At 73.5% G+C, this 17011-nt stretch carries 14 protein-coding genes; 5 read left to right on the forward strand and 9 right to left on the reverse strand.

Translation table 11 applies throughout. The features are described from left to right. Positions 1 to 20 precede the first annotated feature (20 nt). Positions 21 to 545: an ATP-binding protein gene (locus tag ACU6P3_RS30105; protein WP_447194976.1), complete on the reverse strand. Its 525-nt coding sequence runs from the start codon at positions 543 to 545 to the stop codon at positions 21 to 23. Positions 546 to 839: 294 nt separating this feature from the next. Next, positions 840 to 1151, reverse strand: coding sequence for a hypothetical protein (locus tag ACU6P3_RS30110; RefSeq protein ID WP_030740927.1), 312 nt, complete (start codon positions 1149 to 1151; stop codon positions 840 to 842). A 355-nt stretch (positions 1152 to 1506) separates the two neighbouring features. Here ACU6P3_RS30110 and ACU6P3_RS30115 point away from each other — a divergent pair, with 355 nt between their 5' ends. Then, the gene (locus tag ACU6P3_RS30115; RefSeq protein WP_344280712.1) at positions 1507 to 2607 is read left to right on the forward strand and encodes a PLP-dependent cysteine synthase family protein; all 1101 of its coding nucleotides are present in this window, start codon (positions 1507 to 1509) and stop codon (positions 2605 to 2607) included. A gap of 99 nt (positions 2608 to 2706) precedes the next feature. Here the strand turns inward: ACU6P3_RS30115 and ACU6P3_RS30120 are convergent, their stop codons facing one another. Both ACU6P3_RS30120 and ACU6P3_RS30125 read right to left on the reverse strand, forming a co-directional pair. Next, positions 2707 to 3147, reverse strand: coding sequence for an SRPBCC family protein (locus tag ACU6P3_RS30120; protein ID WP_447194977.1), 441 nt, complete (start codon positions 3145 to 3147; stop codon positions 2707 to 2709). A 143-nt stretch (positions 3148 to 3290) separates the two neighbouring features. After that, a complete protein-coding gene (locus ACU6P3_RS30125; protein ID WP_447194978.1) occupies positions 3291 to 4136 on the reverse strand; it encodes a DeoR/GlpR family DNA-binding transcription regulator in 846 nt (281 codons plus the stop codon). A gap of 321 nt (positions 4137 to 4457) precedes the next feature. Between ACU6P3_RS30125 and ACU6P3_RS30130 the strand changes: the two genes are divergently transcribed. Beyond that, positions 4458 to 7145, forward strand: a complete 2688-nt coding sequence (locus ACU6P3_RS30130; RefSeq protein WP_447194979.1) for a hypothetical protein — start codon at positions 4458 to 4460, stop codon at positions 7143 to 7145. Here the strand turns inward: ACU6P3_RS30130 and ACU6P3_RS30135 are convergent. From ACU6P3_RS30135 to ACU6P3_RS30150, 4 genes are all read right to left on the reverse strand, one after another. Then, on the reverse strand, positions 7115 to 9529 hold the full coding sequence (locus ACU6P3_RS30135; RefSeq protein ID WP_344280719.1) for a right-handed parallel beta-helix repeat-containing protein: 2415 nt from the start codon (positions 9527 to 9529) through the stop codon (positions 7115 to 7117). The two genes, ACU6P3_RS30130 and ACU6P3_RS30135, sit on opposite strands and share 31 nt — an antisense overlap. 254 nt (positions 9530 to 9783) lie before the next feature. Continuing rightward, positions 9784 to 10392, reverse strand: a complete 609-nt coding sequence (locus tag ACU6P3_RS30140; protein WP_447194980.1) for an Rv1733c family protein — start codon at positions 10390 to 10392, stop codon at positions 9784 to 9786. Between the two features lie 167 nt (positions 10393 to 10559). Further along, positions 10560 to 11570: an MOSC domain-containing protein gene (locus ACU6P3_RS30145; protein ID WP_447194981.1), complete on the reverse strand. Its 1011-nt coding sequence runs from the start codon at positions 11568 to 11570 to the stop codon at positions 10560 to 10562. A 37-nt stretch (positions 11571 to 11607) separates the two neighbouring features. Continuing rightward, positions 11608 to 12111: a DUF6643 family protein gene (locus ACU6P3_RS30150; RefSeq protein WP_447194982.1), complete on the reverse strand. Its 504-nt coding sequence runs from the start codon at positions 12109 to 12111 to the stop codon at positions 11608 to 11610. A 244-nt stretch (positions 12112 to 12355) separates the two neighbouring features. On the opposite strand from ACU6P3_RS30150, the gene ACU6P3_RS30155 reads away from it, so the two are divergent. Beyond that, positions 12356 to 13738: a TerD family protein gene (locus ACU6P3_RS30155; protein WP_447198127.1), complete on the forward strand. Its 1383-nt coding sequence runs from the start codon at positions 12356 to 12358 to the stop codon at positions 13736 to 13738. A 49-nt stretch (positions 13739 to 13787) separates the two neighbouring features. On the opposite strand, the gene ACU6P3_RS30160 is transcribed toward ACU6P3_RS30155, so the two are convergent. Continuing rightward, complete coding sequence (locus ACU6P3_RS30160) at positions 13788 to 15170, reverse strand: glycosyltransferase (protein ID WP_447194983.1); 1383 nt, start codon at positions 15168 to 15170, stop codon at positions 13788 to 13790. Positions 15171 to 15228: 58 nt separating this feature from the next. Here ACU6P3_RS30160 and ACU6P3_RS30165 point away from each other — a divergent pair, with 58 nt between their 5' ends. Together ACU6P3_RS30165 and ACU6P3_RS30170 are read left to right on the forward strand one after the other, a co-directional pair. Further along, positions 15229 to 16182 (forward strand): glutamate racemase, encoded by a 954-nt coding sequence (locus tag ACU6P3_RS30165; RefSeq protein ID WP_447194984.1) that lies wholly within the window; start codon positions 15229 to 15231, stop codon positions 16180 to 16182. A gap of 94 nt (positions 16183 to 16276) precedes the next feature. Beyond that, on the forward strand, positions 16277 to 16837 hold the full coding sequence (locus ACU6P3_RS30170; protein ID WP_030740893.1) for a hypothetical protein: 561 nt from the start codon (positions 16277 to 16279) through the stop codon (positions 16835 to 16837). Positions 16838 to 17011: the final 174 nt, after the last annotated feature.

Below are 17011 nucleotides of genomic sequence, written 5' to 3' on the forward strand. Positions count from 1 at the left end.
CGTGGGCCGGGGGCGGGTTCTCAGACGACCACGGCCGCGCGCACCGCGGGGTGTGCGTGCTCCCCCGCGAGCGCGCCGGAAGCCGCCCCCGGAAAGGGTCCGTCGGTCGTCGCGCCGTAGACCGTGCGCGACGCCAGGGACAGGGCGCCCGGTGGCGCCGGAAGAGTGAACCAAATACTCTTGCCCGTCTCGCCCCGGGCACGTATGCCCCAGCTCTCGCTCACCGCCGCGATCAGCGCGAGGCCCCGGCCGCAGGTGTCGAACAGACGGGCGTCCTTGATGGCGGGGACCCGGGGGTCGCGGTCGCTGACGGAGACCATGAGCCGTTCGAGCAGGAGCTCGATGTCGACCGTGCACGTCTTGTCCGGCTGTGCGTGCCGGTGGACATTGGTGAGCAACTCGGTGACACCGAGTGCCGCTGGGTCGATCAAGGCGTCGAGACGCCAGTAGCGCAACTGCGCGGAGATGATTCTGCGAACCTGGCCGATCCGCGACGGCAGGGCCTGGAGCTCCACCGTGCAGTGCCTGCTGTGCTGGCTGATCACGGCTGCGACTCCCCGGATGAGGTGGGAAGAAGACTTGAGAGGAGGACCCGGCGGCGGACGTGTCCGCCGAATCCCCGCCCGAACGAGGACCGGGCCCGGGCCCGACGGACCGGTCGTAGCGTCACGGTCGATACACCCTGAGTGAGACGGAACCAGCGTGACCCAGCCGCACGGGCGCCGCAACTCGCGCCTGCCGCCGCGGGCCACCACGGCCGTCCCGGCCCGGCACCGGCCGGCCGCGTCACCTGCGGTGTGCCGCCCGGTGCGCGCCGTCCGGTCAGGTGTGCCGTCCGGTCAGGTGTGCCGTGCCCGGCTCACCGTCTCCATGAAACGTCCGGCCAGCGTCGCCGCGTCGGACAGTCGCCCCTTCTCGCTCATCGTCAGCCGGTAACGCCTCCCGTTGACGGTGGCGACCGTGCTGCCGCGCCCCGCGAACCACGGTTTCGCGGCTCGGACGGCCCGCAGCGGAGCGCTGTCGATGACCCTCCCGTAGCTGGTCAGCAGGGCCAGCCTGCCGTCCTGGATCAGTACCTGGCCCGCTTTGGTCAGCGAGCGTGGCCACCGCTCTATCCGAACACCGCGCGCGCTGAACTCCGGTTCCGCCATGGCTGTTCCGCCCCCTGTCGTCCAGGCCCCTGATGGCAGTGTGCACAAGTATCCGCCCCCGCACCAGAGTGCCCTCACGGCGGGGGCGGGAAGGCATCCCTATGGAAACCCAAAGCAGTCGTTTGCGCAGGTGGTACGGATAGCGTGGCCTGTGGCCGACGGTAGTGGCGTGGCGACGACAAGGGTGATGACACGACGCTTCGTCGACCGGGCACGGCTGAGGTGTTGACGAGGGAGGGTGGGTGTGACGGGTATGACACGACCGGAGAGACACGAAGGGTCCGCGCACAACAGGGAATCCGTACACGGCGAACACAACGGCTCCGCACCGGACGGAGTCCCACGGGCGGGATCCGTGGCGGAGACCGTCGACGTCGACCGCAGCGACCCCGCGTACCGCGCCTGGCTCAAGGAAGCCGTCCGCAAGGTGCAGGCCGACGCCAACCGCTCGGCGGACACCCACATGCTGCTCTTCCCCCTGCCCGAGGAGTGGGGCATCGACCTGTACCTCAAGGACGAGTCGACACATCCCACCGGCAGCCTCAAACACCGGCTCGCGCGCTCGCTCTTCCTCTACGGCCTGTGCAACGGCTGGATCCGGCCCGGCAAGCCGGTCATCGAGGCGTCCAGTGGATCCACCGCCGTCTCCGAGGCGTACTTCGCGCAGCTGATCGGGGTACCGTTCATCGCGGTCATGCCCCGGAGCACCAGCGCCGAGAAGTGCCGGCTGATCCAGTTCCACGGCGCCCGATGTCACTTCGTGGACGACGCCCGACAGCTGTACGAGGAATCGGCGCGGCTCGCGGAGCGGACCGGCGGTCACTACATGGACCAGTTCACCTACGCCGAGCGCGCCACCGACTGGCGGGGGAACAACAACATCGCCGAGTCCATCTACCAGCAGCTGCGTCTGGAGCGCTATCCGGAACCCGCGTGGATCGTCGCCACCGCCGGTACGGGAGGCACCTCCGCGACCATCGCGCGCTACGTCCATTACATGCAGTACGACACCCGGGTCTGTGTCCCGGACCCGGAGAACTCCTGTTTCTTCGACGGCTGGACCCGGCACGACCCACTGGCCCACAGCGAGCGCGGGTCCCGGATCGAGGGAATCGGCCGTCCCAGGATGGAGCCCAGCTTCGTCCCCGGCGCCATCGACCGGATGATGAAGGTGCCCGACGCGGCGAGCGTCGCCGCCGTACGCGCCCTGGAGCGGGCCATCGGCCGCAAGGCGGGCGGGTCCACCGGAACGGGCCTGTGGAGCGCCCTGCGCATCGTGGCGGAGATGGTCGCGGCCGGCCGTACCGGCAGTGTGGTCACACTGATCTGCGACCCGGGCGACCGCTATCTCGACAAGTACTACTCGGACGAGTGGCTCGCCTCCCAGGGGCTGGACATCGCTCCGTACACGGCGACGCTGGAGCGGTTCCTGACGCGCGGTGTCTGGCCCGACTGACCGGGCGGACGGTGTCCGTCGCCGACCGCGCGCAACGTGCCGCCTCCGGCGAGGCGCGCCGTCGGTGTCACCGTGCACACATGTCGCCCGGGAGGGGCGTCAGTCGCGCAGCAGCCCGTCCACCGCCCGGCCGAACACGAGCCGTCCCGCCCGCGCCGTCAGTGTGTCGAGCGCCCCGGGCAACGGGCGGACCCGTAGTTCCTCCTCCCAGCGCACCCGGGTGACGCCGTGTTCCTCGTCGCGCCGTACGCGGATCTCGGCCCAGCCGAGCACGGTCCGGCCGCGCTTCTCCAGCCGGCAGCGGCCGGGGGTGCCCGGGGCCGGCGGGTGCCAGTGGACGACCTCCATCGGGTCGTCGACCGCGACCGGGCCGAGCCCGCTGCGGGCGACGAGGAACGTGCCCACGCGCGTGGGGCCCGGGGGCGTGACGGAGATACGCGTCAGCGGCACCCGGTCTCCCTGGGCCCGCCAGTCGGTGAGCCGCCGCCACGCCTCGGCGGCGGACAACCGGGTGGTGCGGTCGATACGGAACACGGTCACCCCGCGATCGTAGGCCGGGCCTCCGCCCCTTCGCCCACCGGGCACGGGACGGTCCGCCGGATACGGTCCGGCACCCGCGCCCCGGCCGGCGGACCCGCCCCGGCACACTGTGCCGCGCACCGTCCGCCGCCCCGGCCCGCCGCTCAGTCCCGCTCGGCCGACGGGTCACCCGGCTCGCCCGCCACCACCAGGCGCGGCAGGTGTTCCGCGATCACCTCGCGGTCCTCCCGGGCCAGTCCCGCGTCCGTCACCAGCGTGTCGACCTGGTCCAGCCTCGCGAAGGAACTCAGCCCCACCGTCCCCCACTTGGTGTGATCGGCCACCACCACCAGGCGGCGGGCGGACGACACGAACCCGCGGTTGGTCTCCGCCTCCGCGAGGTTCGGGGTGGACAGACCCGCCTCGACCGAGATGCCGTGCACCCCGAGGAAGACCACGTCGAAGTGGAGCGACCGGATCGCCTGGTCGGCCACCGGCCCCACCAGTGAGTCCGAAGGGGTGCGCACCCCGCCCGTCAGCACCACCATCGCGGCGCCCGGATGCCGGGCCCCCGCGCCGCCGCTCTGCTGCGCCAGGTGGAACACGTCGGCGACGCGCGTCGAGTTCGTCACCACCGTCAGATCCGGTACGTCCAGCAGATGGTGTGCCAACGCGTAGGTCGTCGTGCCGCCGGACAGCGCGATGGCGCTGCCCGGCACGGCCATCGCCGCCGCCGCCCGCGCGATGTCCTCCTTGGCGCTCAGCTCCAGCCCCGACTTCGCCTCGAACCCGGGTTCGTGCGTGCTCGCCTCGGCCACCGGCACCGCGCCGCCGTGCACCTTCTCGATGACGCCCTGCCGGGCCAGCGCGTCCAGGTCCCTGCGCACCGTCATGTCGGAGACGTTGAGCTTGCGCGTCAGGTCGTTGACCCGGGCCCCGCCGTGCCGGCGCACCTCGTCGAGGATCAGGGAGCGGCGCTGCTCCGCGAGCAGGTTGTGGTTGTCGCTCACCGCCGCCCCCGTCCCACCGTGTTGTCGTCCACCCGTTGTCCACCCGTCGTCCGTGCCCGGCCCGTACGGCGCGCGTGACGCCGCGCCGTACGGCCACCCGGCAACCCCGTGCACCGTGCCCGTACCGTCGCACGCCCGCCGCCGCCCGTCGTGCCCGGCGGGCGGCGGATGTCCGATCGTCACGGGTTCCCCATCCTCCCACGGGCTTTGATCACATGCCGCGGGGTTGGCGGACCCGGCCGACGGGGAGATGGTGTCTGGGACAGCGGCGCGGCCCTCCCGCGCCGGCGGATCCGGCCAGCGTGAGAGCGAGTCACCGACGTGCCCCCTGAGACCCAGCGGCCGCGCAGCGGCGGAGCCGCACTCGAACTGCTCGTGCACGGCGTCGGCGGCGCCACCCCGCAGGAGATGCTCGACGATCCGCGGACGGTACGGGTCACCGGCGACAGGACGGCCGCGGTGTACCGGCGGGCCGACGACGCCGACGCGGAGCGCCACCCCGAGCGGTACGGCGAGCGGCCGATCCCCGAGGCGTACTGCTGGTCCAATCTGACCTCCGGCAACGGCTCACGCGCCCTGTGGCTGCTCCTGCTGCCCTTCATGGTGGTCAACCTCGCCCACTGGATGCGGCCCGCCACCACGGGCCTCGGCAGGTCCCAGCGGCTGTACGGCGTACTGGTCCGGCTGGTGGCGCTGACCCTGACCGTGACTCTGACCGCCGCGGCCTGCGAGGTGGCGCTGGACCTGACGGCGTGGCAGTGCGCTGGTTCGCCGCGCTGTGTCGAGGGCCGGTCCTGGCTCGGTTTCCTCGCCCCGGAGGGGCACGGCTGGTGGTCGCAGCCCGGGCGGCGCCTCGCGCTCGCCGCGGTGGTGCCCGTCGCGCTGGTGACCCTGCTGTGGTACCTGTCCAACCGCACCTGGAGCGCGTACGAGGCCCAGCGCCCGCTCACGGACGACACCCCGGGAACCGGCACGAACGCCGGCACGAACGCCGGGACGGACACGGCGGGGAACGCCGGTGCGAACGCCGTCACCGCCACCGGCGCGGGAGACGACGACAGCGGTCCCGGCGAGGACGCGGAGGGAGCCGACGGGGCCAGGCACCGGGAGCCGGGACCCGGGACCACCGGGGCCGGACGCCGTGTCACCGTCCGTCCCGCGCTCGGCCGTCCCGGCTTCTGGTACGGACGCCGGCTGGTCGCCAGGCTGCGTGCCGCGCACACCGCCGCCGGCTTCCTCACCGTCGCCGGGGCCCTCACCGCCGCGGCAGTCGACCACGACCGGCGTCTCGGGGGCGCCACGGCGCAGTCCGCGGGCGGGCTGCTCCAGGCGGCGATCGCGGTCTGCGCGGGCGTGGTGGTCTGGGTGGTGTGCAGCAGGGGGCGCAGCGAGCGCAGACGCGACGCCGGTCTCGACCGGGTCCTGGTCACCTGGCTGCCGGCCGGCTCGCTCGTCCTGTTCGGCCTGGCCGCGTGCTACGCCGCCTGGTCCCGCCCCGGCTGGGTCTCCGCCGGCGCGCTGCCCGGCAATCTGACCTTCCGGTGGATAACGCTGGCCCAGCTCGCCCTGGTCGTCTCGCTCGCCGTCACCGCCCACGCGCTGCACCGCCGCTCCCGGCACCCGAGGGTGGCGATGCGCGGCCTCGGCGGGCCCGCCGTCGCGATGCTCGCCTGCGGCTTGGGCGGGGTGATGACCGGCGGGGTCGCCCAGCGCGTCGCCGACTGGCTCGACAAGGACGCCACGCCCGGTACGGGCGACGGCGCGATCGTGGGCCCGCCGGTGCTGCTGAGCTGGCAGGCGGCCGTGATCCCGGTACTCCTGGTGCTGCTGCTCGTTCCGGTCGTGCTGCTCCTCGCGCGGACCCGGCGGGTCACCCGTCTGCTGGCCCCGGTGGTCGAGGCGGAGTACCGGCCCGTCGAACCCGGCGAGGGGGCGAGCGCCCCCGGGGGCCCGAGGGGCCGGCGCGCGGCGTCCGACGGCCTGCGGACCCGGCAGATCGCCGGTGCCAGGGCCAGGGCGGGACTCACCGACTTCGCCCCCCGCCTCGTCGCCGTGCTCTCCGGGACCGCCCTGCTGCTCGGCGCCGCCGCCGTCCTCGGTTCCTGGGCGAGCGGGGAGGTGCCGGGAGAGGCCGCGGACAGCACCGACTCCTCCCTCGTGCAGTCCGTCGCAGACACCGCCCAGGCGCTGGGCTCCTGGCTGGTCGGCCTCGGTTTCATACTGTTCGTCACCTGGGGCCGCCGCGCCTACCGGGACGCTTCGGCCCGCCGCACCATCGGCATTCTCTGGGACGTCGGTACGTTCTGGCCGCGTGCGGCCCACCCTTTCGCGCCCCCGTGTTACGCCGAACGAGCCGTCCCCGACCTCACCTGGCGGATCGCCTCCTGGACCCGCCGCACCGGCGGTCGGCTCGTTCTCTCCGGCCACTCCCAGGGCAGCGTGCTGGCCGCCGCCGCCGTGTGGCAGCTGCCGGACGCGACCCGCCACCGGGTGGCGCTGCTGACGTACGGTTCGCCGTTGGAGCGGCTGTACGGCCGCTGGTTCCCCGCCTACTTCGGAGCCGCGCACCTGTCCGCCCTCAGCCGCGAACTGCACTGCTGGCGCAATCTGTGGCGCGACACCGACCCGATCGGCGGGCCGGTCCTGGTCCCCGCCGAGGGGGAGCGCCCCGAGGTGGACCGCGGACCACTGCTGGATCCGCTCGCCTACGGGCGCACGGCCGACCACCCGTTGCCCGAACCGATCCTCGGGCACTCCGACTACCAGGCGGACCCGGTCTTCGCCGAGGAGCGGACCGAGCTGCTGGACCAGCTGCCGCCGCCCCTGCTGCCCCAGCAGCGCCACGAGGGTTCCCGGCCGGGACCCGAGGCGGCCGGGCCGGTGGCGCCAGGACGTGCGGAGCCCGCGGAGCCGCACGGGGACTCCCAGGGCCCCGGCCCCCGGCGCACGCCGGGCAATCAGGACACGCCGGGGAAGACTCAGGGCAGCTCGGGCAGGTCGTCCGCGTAGAGCAGCGTCAGATCGTCCGTGCTGGTGAGCGGCAGCTGGGCCACCCGCCCGGCGTGCCGCTCCACCATCGACTCGAACGTCTGGCGCGCGGTGCGGCCGTTGCCGAAGGCCGGGCCCTTGGGCAGGGCCGTGAAGTACTTCAACAGCGCCTCGCCCGTGCCCTCCGCCAGCCGGTACTCATGCTCCTCGGACTGCTGCTCCACGATCCGCAGCAGTTCCTCGGGCACGTAGTCGCTGAAGGTGATCGTCCGTGAGAACCGGGAGGCCACACCCGGGTTGACGGTGAGGAAGCGCTCCATCTCGGCGGTGTAGCCCGCGACGATCACCACCACCGCGTCCCGGTGGTCCTCCATCAGTTTCACCAGCGTGTCGATGGCCTCCTTGCCGAAGTCGCGCCCGGAGTCCTCGGGGGACAGCGCGTACGCCTCGTCGATGAAGAGCACCCCGCCACGCGCCCGGTCGAACGCCTCCTGGGTGCGGATCGCGGTCGAGCCGATGTGCTCGCCGACCAGATCCACCCGGGACACCTCGACGAGGTGCCCGCGCTCCAGCACCCCGAGGGAGTGCAGGATCTCGCCGTACAGCCGCGCGACCGTCGTCTTTCCGGTCCCGGGGTTGCCCGTGAACACCAGGTGGCGACGGACGGACGCGGCCTTGAGCCCCGCCTCCTTGCGCCGGCGGCCCACCTCGATCATGTCGGTGAGCGCCCGGACCTCCCGCTTCACGCTCTCCAGCCCCACCAGCGCGTCCAGTTCGGAAAGGACCTCGTCCGAGGCGCGCGCGGGCCGGTCTGGGACGCTCTCGGGCGCCGGGGCCGCCGTGGCGGCGGACCGGGCCGGAACACCGCCGAGCAGCCCCGGCGACGACTGGGTCGCCGTCAGCACGGACGGCGGTTCGGGGACCGGCGGGGTCAGCACACCGCTCTCGTCGCTGGTGCAGTCCTCGGCGGTCGGGCCGTCCTCGGGGAACTCGTACCCGCCGCGCGCACAGCGCTCCGTGCGGCAGCGGGTGAGCGTCGTACGGCAGCCGTCCATCACATGGAAGCCGTAGCCGCCGCTGCCCGTCACCCGGCAGTGGTGGAAGGATCCCCGGCCCTCGGCGGAGACGTAGAAGCCGGCCTCGGCGGGCGAGGTGACCGTGCACCGCTCGATGGTCGGGTCGGCGCCCTTGGTGACGATGACGCCGGTCTGGACGGTGTCGATCGTGCAGGAGTTGAGCGTGCCGCCACTGCCGTGGTCACGGAACCAGGCCCCCGTGGACACCTCCTTGATCCGGCAGTCGTCCAGCTGCGCGGTGGCGCCGTCGCTCACCGACACCGCCGTGTTGCGCACCGACGACAGATCGCTGTCGACCACGTCCACCCGGGACCCGCGGTCGAGCACGAACAGCGCGTCCGGCACGTCCCGCACCCGGCAGGAGTCGAGCACGGCGGTGGCGCCGTCACTGACCCAGACGGCCGGATAGTCGCCCGTGCTGTCGTGGATCTCGCACTGGTTGGCGTCCACGCGGGTCCCCGGGTCCCAGACGGAGAGCCCGTTGCGGCCGAAGTGCCGGACCGTGGAGCGGGTCAGGGTGAGGACCGAACGCGAGCGCAGGTCGACCGCGTTCTCCGGGATGTCGTGGATGTCGCAGTCGGAGAGCGTGAGCACCGCGTCGGTGTCCAGGGTTATCCCGTCGGCCGAGGTGCGGTGCACGGAGGAGTCCGTGAGGTGGGCCGAGCCCCGCGAGGCGATCTGCACGCCGGTGCCCTTGATCTCGTACACCTCGCAGCCGATCGCCTCCAGGCCGCTGCCCTCGCCGGTCACCGACAGGCCCGCGCCCGAGGCGTGGTGGACCCGGCAGCGCTCCAGGCGCGGATGCGCGCCGCCGCGCACCGAGACACCGGCCTGTCCCGCCGCGAGCACCTCGCACTCCTCGAACACCCCGCCCGACCCGTCGAGCACGCCGATGCCCACGCCCGCCGGATTGTCGACGGAGCAGCGCCGGACGGTCGGGCGGGCGGCCCCCCGCACCTCCAGGCCGGCCGCCGAACGGGTCACGATCCGCAGGTTGGACAGCTCGGGCGCGCCGTCCTCGACGAGCAGCGCGGGGGCCGCCGTGTCCTGGCCCTCCACATGGAGGTCCTGGACCGTGGCGGAGGCCCGCACGGTCAGCGGGACCCCGTCCAGGGGCGCCAGGCGGACCGAGCCCGCCGCCCCGTCCGGGCCGCGCAGCGTGACCGCGCGCGTGACCACCAGATTCTCCCGGTAGGTGCCCGGGGCGATGGTCAGGATGTCACCGTCACCGGCCGCCTCCAGCGCCGCGGCGAGGGAGGCGTACTCGCCCGTGCGGCGCCGCCAACGCGATGTACCGGTGTGTGTCACCTGGACCGTGCCCTGTGCCATGGCGCTGTTGTGCCCCCACCTCGTGCGTGTGCGCGACCGCGGATACGTCCGCGCGTGCCCTGCCGTCCCGGGTGCCGGCCCCGGCCCCCGGCCGCAAGAGCGAGACCGGTCGGCACCACCGTAGCGCGCGCCACACCGCGAAGTTGACGCGAGAGGGAGGACTGCTCGGATACGTCCCGGACTGATCTGTGCAGATGGCGGGAGTGGCGGCGGCCGGCGCCCGGCGGAACCCGGCCCGGACCGCCCGCGCGGCGTCAACTGCCGGTGCCCGTACGCCCCCAGTCGGGCCCGACCTGGGCCCACGCCTGGTCGAGCCGCCTGTACCGCCGCTGGACGAGCCGCCATACGACCAGCCGTCGGCCGCCCTCGATCGCTCCCGAGGCCAGGAGCACGGTTCCGATTCCGGCCATGACGGCGTGGAAACGGGCCGACGAGACGTTCATCGGCGCGCGCACCGGCCGGCCCTGCGGGTCGGTCCAGAGCGTGAACCTGTCACCGGCGCGCGGTGTGTACAGCGGAGCGGAGACCTGGCCGGTGCGCGCGCCGCCGTCGGGCGCGCGCCAGGAGGCGTGCACGCGGACGCCGGAGCCGGGCTCCGCGGGCGACTCCGTGTCGTACGCGGTGAAGCGCGGCTTCGCGTCGCGGTCGACGACCACGGCGGTCGTACGGTGGCGCTGCTCGTGCTGCTCCCGCACGGTCTTGCGTAGCGTGGCGTCCGCCAGGTTCCCGGAGACCAGGCCGGCGGCCGGGGCGCCGAGCACGAGCAGCAGGAGCGCCGTCAGGGCGGCCCACGCCTCCGCGAGATCGGTTCCTCTGTACAGAGGGTTGTGCCGCCAACGCCAGAGTCCCACGATGGTCCGCAACGTTCCGAACCCCCTTCCGTGTCCCCGTGTCCCCATGTCTGTGGTGGCCCGGAGTGGCGCCGCGCACACACCGGGGCAAGGACCCCTCACTGCTGCTTCGTGTTTCCCGTAAGGGGCGTGATAACACAGGGCGGACGGGGGCGCACGGAGCACGCCTCGGTGCACGCTCAGTCCAGGACAGTCACCGGATCGCCGGTCCGCAGCGTGCCCGTGGTCTCGGGGACGAGGTTCTGCCCGAAGAGCAACTTGCCGCCGAACCGGCGGTAGCGGCCGAGCGTGCGCAACGGTTCCTTGCCGCGCTCCGCCGTGGCCTGGTCGGTGGTGGTGACGACACACCGGCCGCAGGGTTTGGTGACCCGGAAGGTGATGTCCCCGACGGCGATCCGCTGCCAGTCGTCCTCCGCCCAGGGGGCCGTGCCCGTCACCACGAGATTCGGCCGGAACCGGTCCATGGGCAGGGGGCCCTCGTCAGGGTGGTCACCCTGTGCGACGAGGGAGTTGAGGGCGTCGAGCGAGGCCGTGGTGGTGACCAGGAGGGGGAAGCCGTCCGCGAAGCTCACCGTTTCGCCGGGGCGCGCGTAGAGCGGGTTCACGGGGCGGCGCCGGGCCGGGTCGTCGAGGTGGACGAGCCGGACGTCCAGGCCGAGGAACGCGCTGAGCCGCCGGTCGACGCCGCCCTCTTCCTCCGCACCGCCGAAGCCGTCCGTGCCGTTCGCGGCGCCGCCGGTGCCGTCCGTGCCGTGGCCGCCGTCCGCACCGCGCGTACGCTCCGTACCGTCCGTGCCGGTGACACACATGCCGTCCGGGCCCGACGGGCGCGCGGTGACGGGTACCGCCTCCACCTTGGTGCCGAAGATGTCCACCACGACCGTGCCGCCGTCGACACCGGCTCCGGACGGGCTCGCGTCCACGGGGGACGGAACGGCGACCGTGAGCGGGGCGAGGCCGGGCACGTGCAGCCGGATCCCGCCGTCCGGCAGCGTGTGCGCGACGATCAGCGCCAGCCGTGGCTGCTGGCGCTGTGTGACCACCCTCCCCGTGTCGTCCACCAGTGTCCAACGCCGGTCCCCGGCCAGGCCCCACGGTTCCACCACGGCGCTGTCCCGCGTGACGCCGGCCATCGACTTGACCGGATAGAGCCGCAAGGAGTGCAGAGAGGAACGGGGTGGCTTCGGCATGCGGCCATCATCTCAGCCGGAACCGGCCACCCGCAGGTCAGTACCCCCGGCTCTGGTACGGCCGGTTGTACGGATCGTCGTACTGAGCGGGCGCCGGCGGGCGGGGAGCCGCGGGCCGCATCGCCTCGTACCCCGTCCCCGGCGGCACCGGGCGCTGCGGCTGCGGGTGCGGCTGCGCCTGTATCGGGCCCGGCGCCTGCGGCTGAGCGGGGCCTGGGTAGCCGTACCCGCGCGGCGCGGGCTGCTGCGGGATGTACGGCGCGGGCGCCTGCTGGAGCGGCATCGGCGCGGGCGTCGGCGCCGACTGCGGCTGATATCCGCTGTAGGCGCCGGAAGGCTGTGAAGGAGCCGCCGGCAGCGCGGGCAGCGCCGCCGGCAGAGCCGGCAGGTAGCTGTTGCCCGAGTCATAGGCGGAAGGCACTCGGATCGGCGCGATCTGAGGCGTGCCCCGCTCCGCGACCAGGGAGTCGTAGATGGGGGTGTCCGGGAACGACGGCGCGGTGTAGTAACCGCCGCCGTAGGGGGCGCGGGGGGAGGTCATAGGACATAAGTTAAGCCCTCCCGTGGTTGGTTGGGGAGTCCGAACAGGGGGTTGTTTCGGGTCTTGTGGGTTACTTCGGATCCCCAATGCGAGCGAACATGGGAAAAACGGTCGCCCCGCGGTGTTCTGATCGTGTAAAGGGCAAGGTGGCGTGGGGTTACCGGCGGGTCTCGGCACGGGGCACTAGCGTGTCGGGACGGAGAACATCGGGCATCCCGACGTGATGAGGGGGGCGAGCATGTCCATGCTTAAAGGAGCCAATCTTCCGGTGCCGGCGGCGGCCGTCCGCGTGGAATTGGGATGGCGCACGGGGCCGGGGGTTCCGGACGTCGACGCGTCGGCGCTGCTGCTCGTGTCCGGAAAGGTCCGTGACGACGAGGACTTCGTCTTCTACAACCAGCCCGCCCACCCCTCCGGAGCGGTACGCATCGACGGAAAACGGGTGGTGACCGGCGGCGGAGGCGTGGACGGGGGCGCGCGGGCGGGCACGGGCGTCGTGGTGGACACCCTCCGCGTCGACCTCGCGCGCGTCGAGCCCGCCGTCGACCGGATCGTCCTGGCCGCCTCGGCCGACGGGGGCGACTTCGGCCGGGTGCCCGGGCTCTACGTACGGGTGCTGGACGCGGTGTCCGGTGCGGAGATCGCGCGGTACGACAGCCGGGACGCCACCGTCGAGACCGCCTTCCTCCTCGGTGAGCTCTACCGGCGCCAGGGTGCGTGGAAGTTCCGGGCGGTGGGCCAGGGGTACGACAGCGGACTCGCGGGCCTGGCGACGGACTTCGGGATCGCGGTGGACGAGCCGCGACAGCATCCGACGCCGACGCCGACGCCGACGCCGACGACTCCGGCCCCGGCATCGGCCGCGGCCCCGGAACCGACGATTCCGGCCGCGCCGAGCGCCACGTCCGTACCGCCCGCTCCGCCGGTCCCGTCCGCCCCGTCGGCACCACCCGTTGCCGCTTCCATCTCCGCTCCCGCTTCCGCACCCGTACGTCTCACCAAGGTGACGCTGACGAAGGACACACCGTCCGTCTCCCTGAGCAAACAGGGTGGTACCTCCGGCACCATGCGGGTGAACCTCAACTGGCGGGTCCGTCAGCAGTCCAAGGGCTGGGCGGCCAAACTCGGCCGGTCCGCCGTGGCCCGCAGTGATCTCGATCTCGACCTCTGCGCGCTCTACGAACTCTCCGACGGACGCAAGGGCGTCGTGCAGGCACTCGGCAACGCCTTCGGCGCCGTCGACCGGCCGCCCTACATCCTTCTCGACGGCGACGACCGCAGCGGCGCGTCCAGCGGCGGCGAGAACCTCACCATCAATCTCGACCACAAGGACCGGCTGCGGCGGATCGTCATTTTCGTGACGATCTACGAAGGCGCGCGGAGTTTCGCCGATCTCGACGCGACGGTCACACTCGAACCGCGGCTCGGCGCCCCGATCGAGTTCTCGCTCGGCGAATGCACGGTGCCGTCCACGGTCTGCGCGCTCGCGCTGATCACCCACACCGGCGCGGACCTCGTCGTGCAGCGGGAGGCACGCTTCCTGGTCCCCCGGCGCGGAGTCAGCCCGCAGCGGACCGTCGATCACGCCTACGGCTGGGGCATGAACTGGACGCCCGGCCGGAAGTGACCGGGTGCCGGGCGCCGGACGCCTGTCGCACCGCGCCGGGTGTCAGGTGTCAGCGGTCCGGGGCCGTCTCGGGGCGGGGGTACGTGCGTCCCTTCCAGGCCGCGCCCGCCCCCCGGTAGTGCCGTACCGCCGAATCGACCGTCATCAGCAGATAGAGCAGCGCCGTGAACGGCAGCAGCGGCGCGAGCCACACCGACTGCCGGTAGTACCGCAGCATGGGCAGGTACGTCGCCGTCATGACCGCCCAGGCGGCCAGGCCCAGCCACCCCGCCGCCGCGTCCCCGGTCACCGCGGCCACGCACACGGCGACGGGCGGCACCAGATAGACCAGTGCCAGTGCCAGTACCGCGCCCGCCAACAGCAGCGGATTGTGCCGGAGTTGGGCGTAGGCGCTGCGGGCCACCATCCGCCACAGGTCGGCAAGGCCGGGATAAGGGCGCACGCTGTCCACCCGCTCCGCGAGCCCCAGCCAGATCCGGCCCCCGGACCGCCGTACCGCCCGGGCCAGCGCGACGTCGTCGATCACGGCGTGGCGGATCGACTCGGGCACCCGGGCCCGCTCGGCGGCCCTGTCGCGCAGCAGGACACAGCCGCCCGCGGCCGCCGCCGTCCGCGCGCCCGGACGGTTGATCCGGCGGAAGGGGTAGAGCTGGGCGAAGAAGTACACGAACGCCGGTACGACGAGCTTCTCCCACATGCTCCGCACGCGCAGCCGCGCCATCTGCGAGACGAGGTCGAGCCCGTGCGACTCGGCGGCCGCCACCAACACCCGCAGACTGTCCGGCTCATGGGCGATGTCGGCGTCGGTCAGCAGGAGGTACGCGGGGTCGTCGGCGCGTGCCAGCTCGATGCCGTGGCGCAGCGCCCACAGTTTGCCGGTCCAGCCGTGTCCGGGCTCGCCGGGGGAGGTCACCGTCAGCGGCAGCCCGCCGTACCGCGCGGCCAGTTCTCGGGCCAGCGCGCCCGTGCCGTCCGTGCTGCCGTCGTCCACCAGGAAGATCTCGGCCCTGCCGGGATACACCTGCGCGAGGAGGGAGGGCAGGCTCTTGGCCAGCACCGCCGCCTCGTCCCGCGCGGGGACGACGACGGCGACGGAGGGCCACCGTTCCGGGTCGCCGGCGTCGTGTGCGGGGGCGTGGCCGTGATCATCGGCATACTCGATGTCGCGGGGCAGACCCTCGCGGGTATACCCACCGCCGGGGCCCGGGCGGCCTCCCGCGGCGTCCGGGCCGCTCGCGTCGGTGTACGGGCCGGTGACCCTCGGCGTACGGCCGAAGCCGGGACCCGGGCGCGGCCCCGGTCCCGGGGAACGGTTCTCGGCCTCGTCGGACGGCGGAAGCCGCTGGTCCGTACGCCAGAAGAAGCCCTGGCCCAGCGAAAGCCAGCCCCACGCGGCCAGTGAACCTACGGCGATCCAGGCAATGGCGCTCATTCGTCGCAGTCTGCCCCACATCGTGGGGGCCGCACACGCTGTCGACTATGGTGACCGAGTGAAGATCGCGCTCATGGACTCCGGCATCGGCCTGCTCCCGGCGGCACGCGCGGTGCGCCGGCTTCGGCCCGACGCCGATCTCGTCCTCTCCTCGGACCCCGACGGAATGCCCTGGGGGCCGCGTACCCCGGCCGACCTCACGGAGCGCGCGCTCGTGGTCGCCCGGGCCGCGGCCGAGCACCGGCCGGACGCCCTGATCGTCGCGTGCAACACCGCGTCCGTGCACGCGCTGCCCACGCTCCGGGCCGAACTGGAGCCGGACCTGCCGGTCATCGGGACGGTCCCGGCCATCAAACCGGCGGCGGCCGGGGGCGGCCCGTTCGCGATCTGGGCGACCCCGGGCACCACCGGCAGCCCCTACCAGCGCGACCTGATCCGCCGCTTCGCCTCCTCCGTGGCCGTCACCGAGGTGCCCTGTCCCGGCCTGGCGGACGCGGTGCAGCACGTCGACGAGGAGGCGATCGACCGCGCGGTGGCCACGGCCGCCGCGCTGACCCCCCGTGATGTCAGGGCCGTCGTGCTGGGCTGCACCCACTACGAGCTGGTCGCCGAGCGCGTCCGGGCCGCCGTCCAGCGGCCGGGCGGGCCCACGGTGGTCCTGTACGGATCGGCGGGCGCGGTCGCCGCGCAGGCGATGCGCCGGACGGGGGACCGGTCGGCACCCGGCGCCGCGGGCGTCCCGGGCACGCCGGTCGCGCCGGTGGCCCCGGCCGTCCCGGGCGTCGCCGCCGTTCCACGGGTCCCGGACGGTGCACCGGACGGGCTCCCGGGCGTCCCCGGGACGGCGGGGCTGCTGGACGACCCGGACGTCCCCGAGGCGCCGGCGGGGATCCTGGGCGTCCCCGGCGGGCGGCTCACCGTCCTGCTCAGCGGGCGCGAGTCCACGCTTCCGGAAGAGGCGCTGGCGTACGTGGAAGGGCGGCAGCTCGCCGCCGTCAGCCGGGTGCGCTGACCGCCGTCCGCACCGGGCCCACGGGCCGGCGGGGTGGTCCGGCCGCCCTCCGAGCGGCCTGTCGTCGGCGCGGAATCTGAGTACGCTGCATGGCATGAGGGAGCACCCCCGGAACGAGGGCCACCCCACAGAGGCCCTGCCCGAGACCTGGACCGGCCGCGCGAGCAACCGAGTGCAGTGGCTGCTGGCGGCCGTGGGCGCGGCGTGTGTCGCGCTCGGGGTCGAGCTGGCCGTCGATTCCAACTGGACCTCCGGTTCGGCCGCCCTGCTGATGTCCGTCGTCGGCTGTGTGGCGGCGGGGCTGCTGATCCTCTTCGGGACCCTGGCGTTCGTCCACGTGGCGGTCAGACTCGACGGCGACTGCGTGGAGGTGCGCTGCGGCCACATGGGCGTGCCACGCCGCCGCATCCAGCTCGCCCACGTGGTGGACGCCGTCTTCGTGCCCCGGGTCACCCCGCGCCAGTGGGGTGGCTGGGGCTACCGCTGGCGCCCGGAGAAGGGCACGGCCGTGGTGGTGCGCCGGGGCGAGGCGCTGGTCCTCAAACTGGGCGACGGCATGGATTTCACGGTGACCGTGGACGACGCGGAGTCGGCGGTACGGATCATCCGCAACCGTCTGAATCCGCTGCCCGACGCGGACACGGCGAACGCCTGACCGCGCGCCCGCGCCGCCGCACGACGACCGTCCGCCGCCCCTCGTCCGCGACCGTCCAGCCGACCGCCTCCCCTTCCGACGAGGGCCCGCTCCCGTCGGACTCGGCCGGTCGGCTCACCCGACCGGCCCACTGCCCCCGAACGGCGCCCGCCCGGGGCGATGCCGGGGCGGGCC

Source organism: Streptomyces hebeiensis (assembly GCF_052983195.1).

Excerpts from the sequence above, each read along its gene's own strand:
- ACU6P3_RS30145 (WP_447194981.1), bottom strand. The coding sequence starts at position 11,570 with ATGCCGAAGCCACCCCGTTCCTCTCTGCACTCCTTGCGGCTCTATCCG.
- ACU6P3_RS30155 (WP_447198127.1), top strand. The coding sequence starts at position 12,356 with ATGCTTAAAGGAGCCAATCTTCCGGTGCCGGCGGCGGCCGTCCGCGTG.
- ACU6P3_RS30110 (WP_030740927.1), bottom strand. The coding sequence starts at position 1,151 with ATGGCGGAACCGGAGTTCAGCGCGCGCGGTGTTCGGATAGAGCGGTGG.
- ACU6P3_RS30170 (WP_030740893.1), top strand. The coding sequence starts at position 16,277 with ATGAGGGAGCACCCCCGGAACGAGGGCCACCCCACAGAGGCCCTGCCC.
- ACU6P3_RS30150 (WP_447194982.1), bottom strand. The coding sequence starts at position 12,111 with ATGACCTCCCCCCGCGCCCCCTACGGCGGCGGTTACTACACCGCGCCG.
- ACU6P3_RS30135 (WP_344280719.1), bottom strand. The coding sequence starts at position 9,529 with ATGGCACAGGGCACGGTCCAGGTGACACACACCGGTACATCGCGTTGG.
- ACU6P3_RS30160 (WP_447194983.1), bottom strand. The coding sequence starts at position 15,170 with ATGAGCGCCATTGCCTGGATCGCCGTAGGTTCACTGGCCGCGTGGGGC.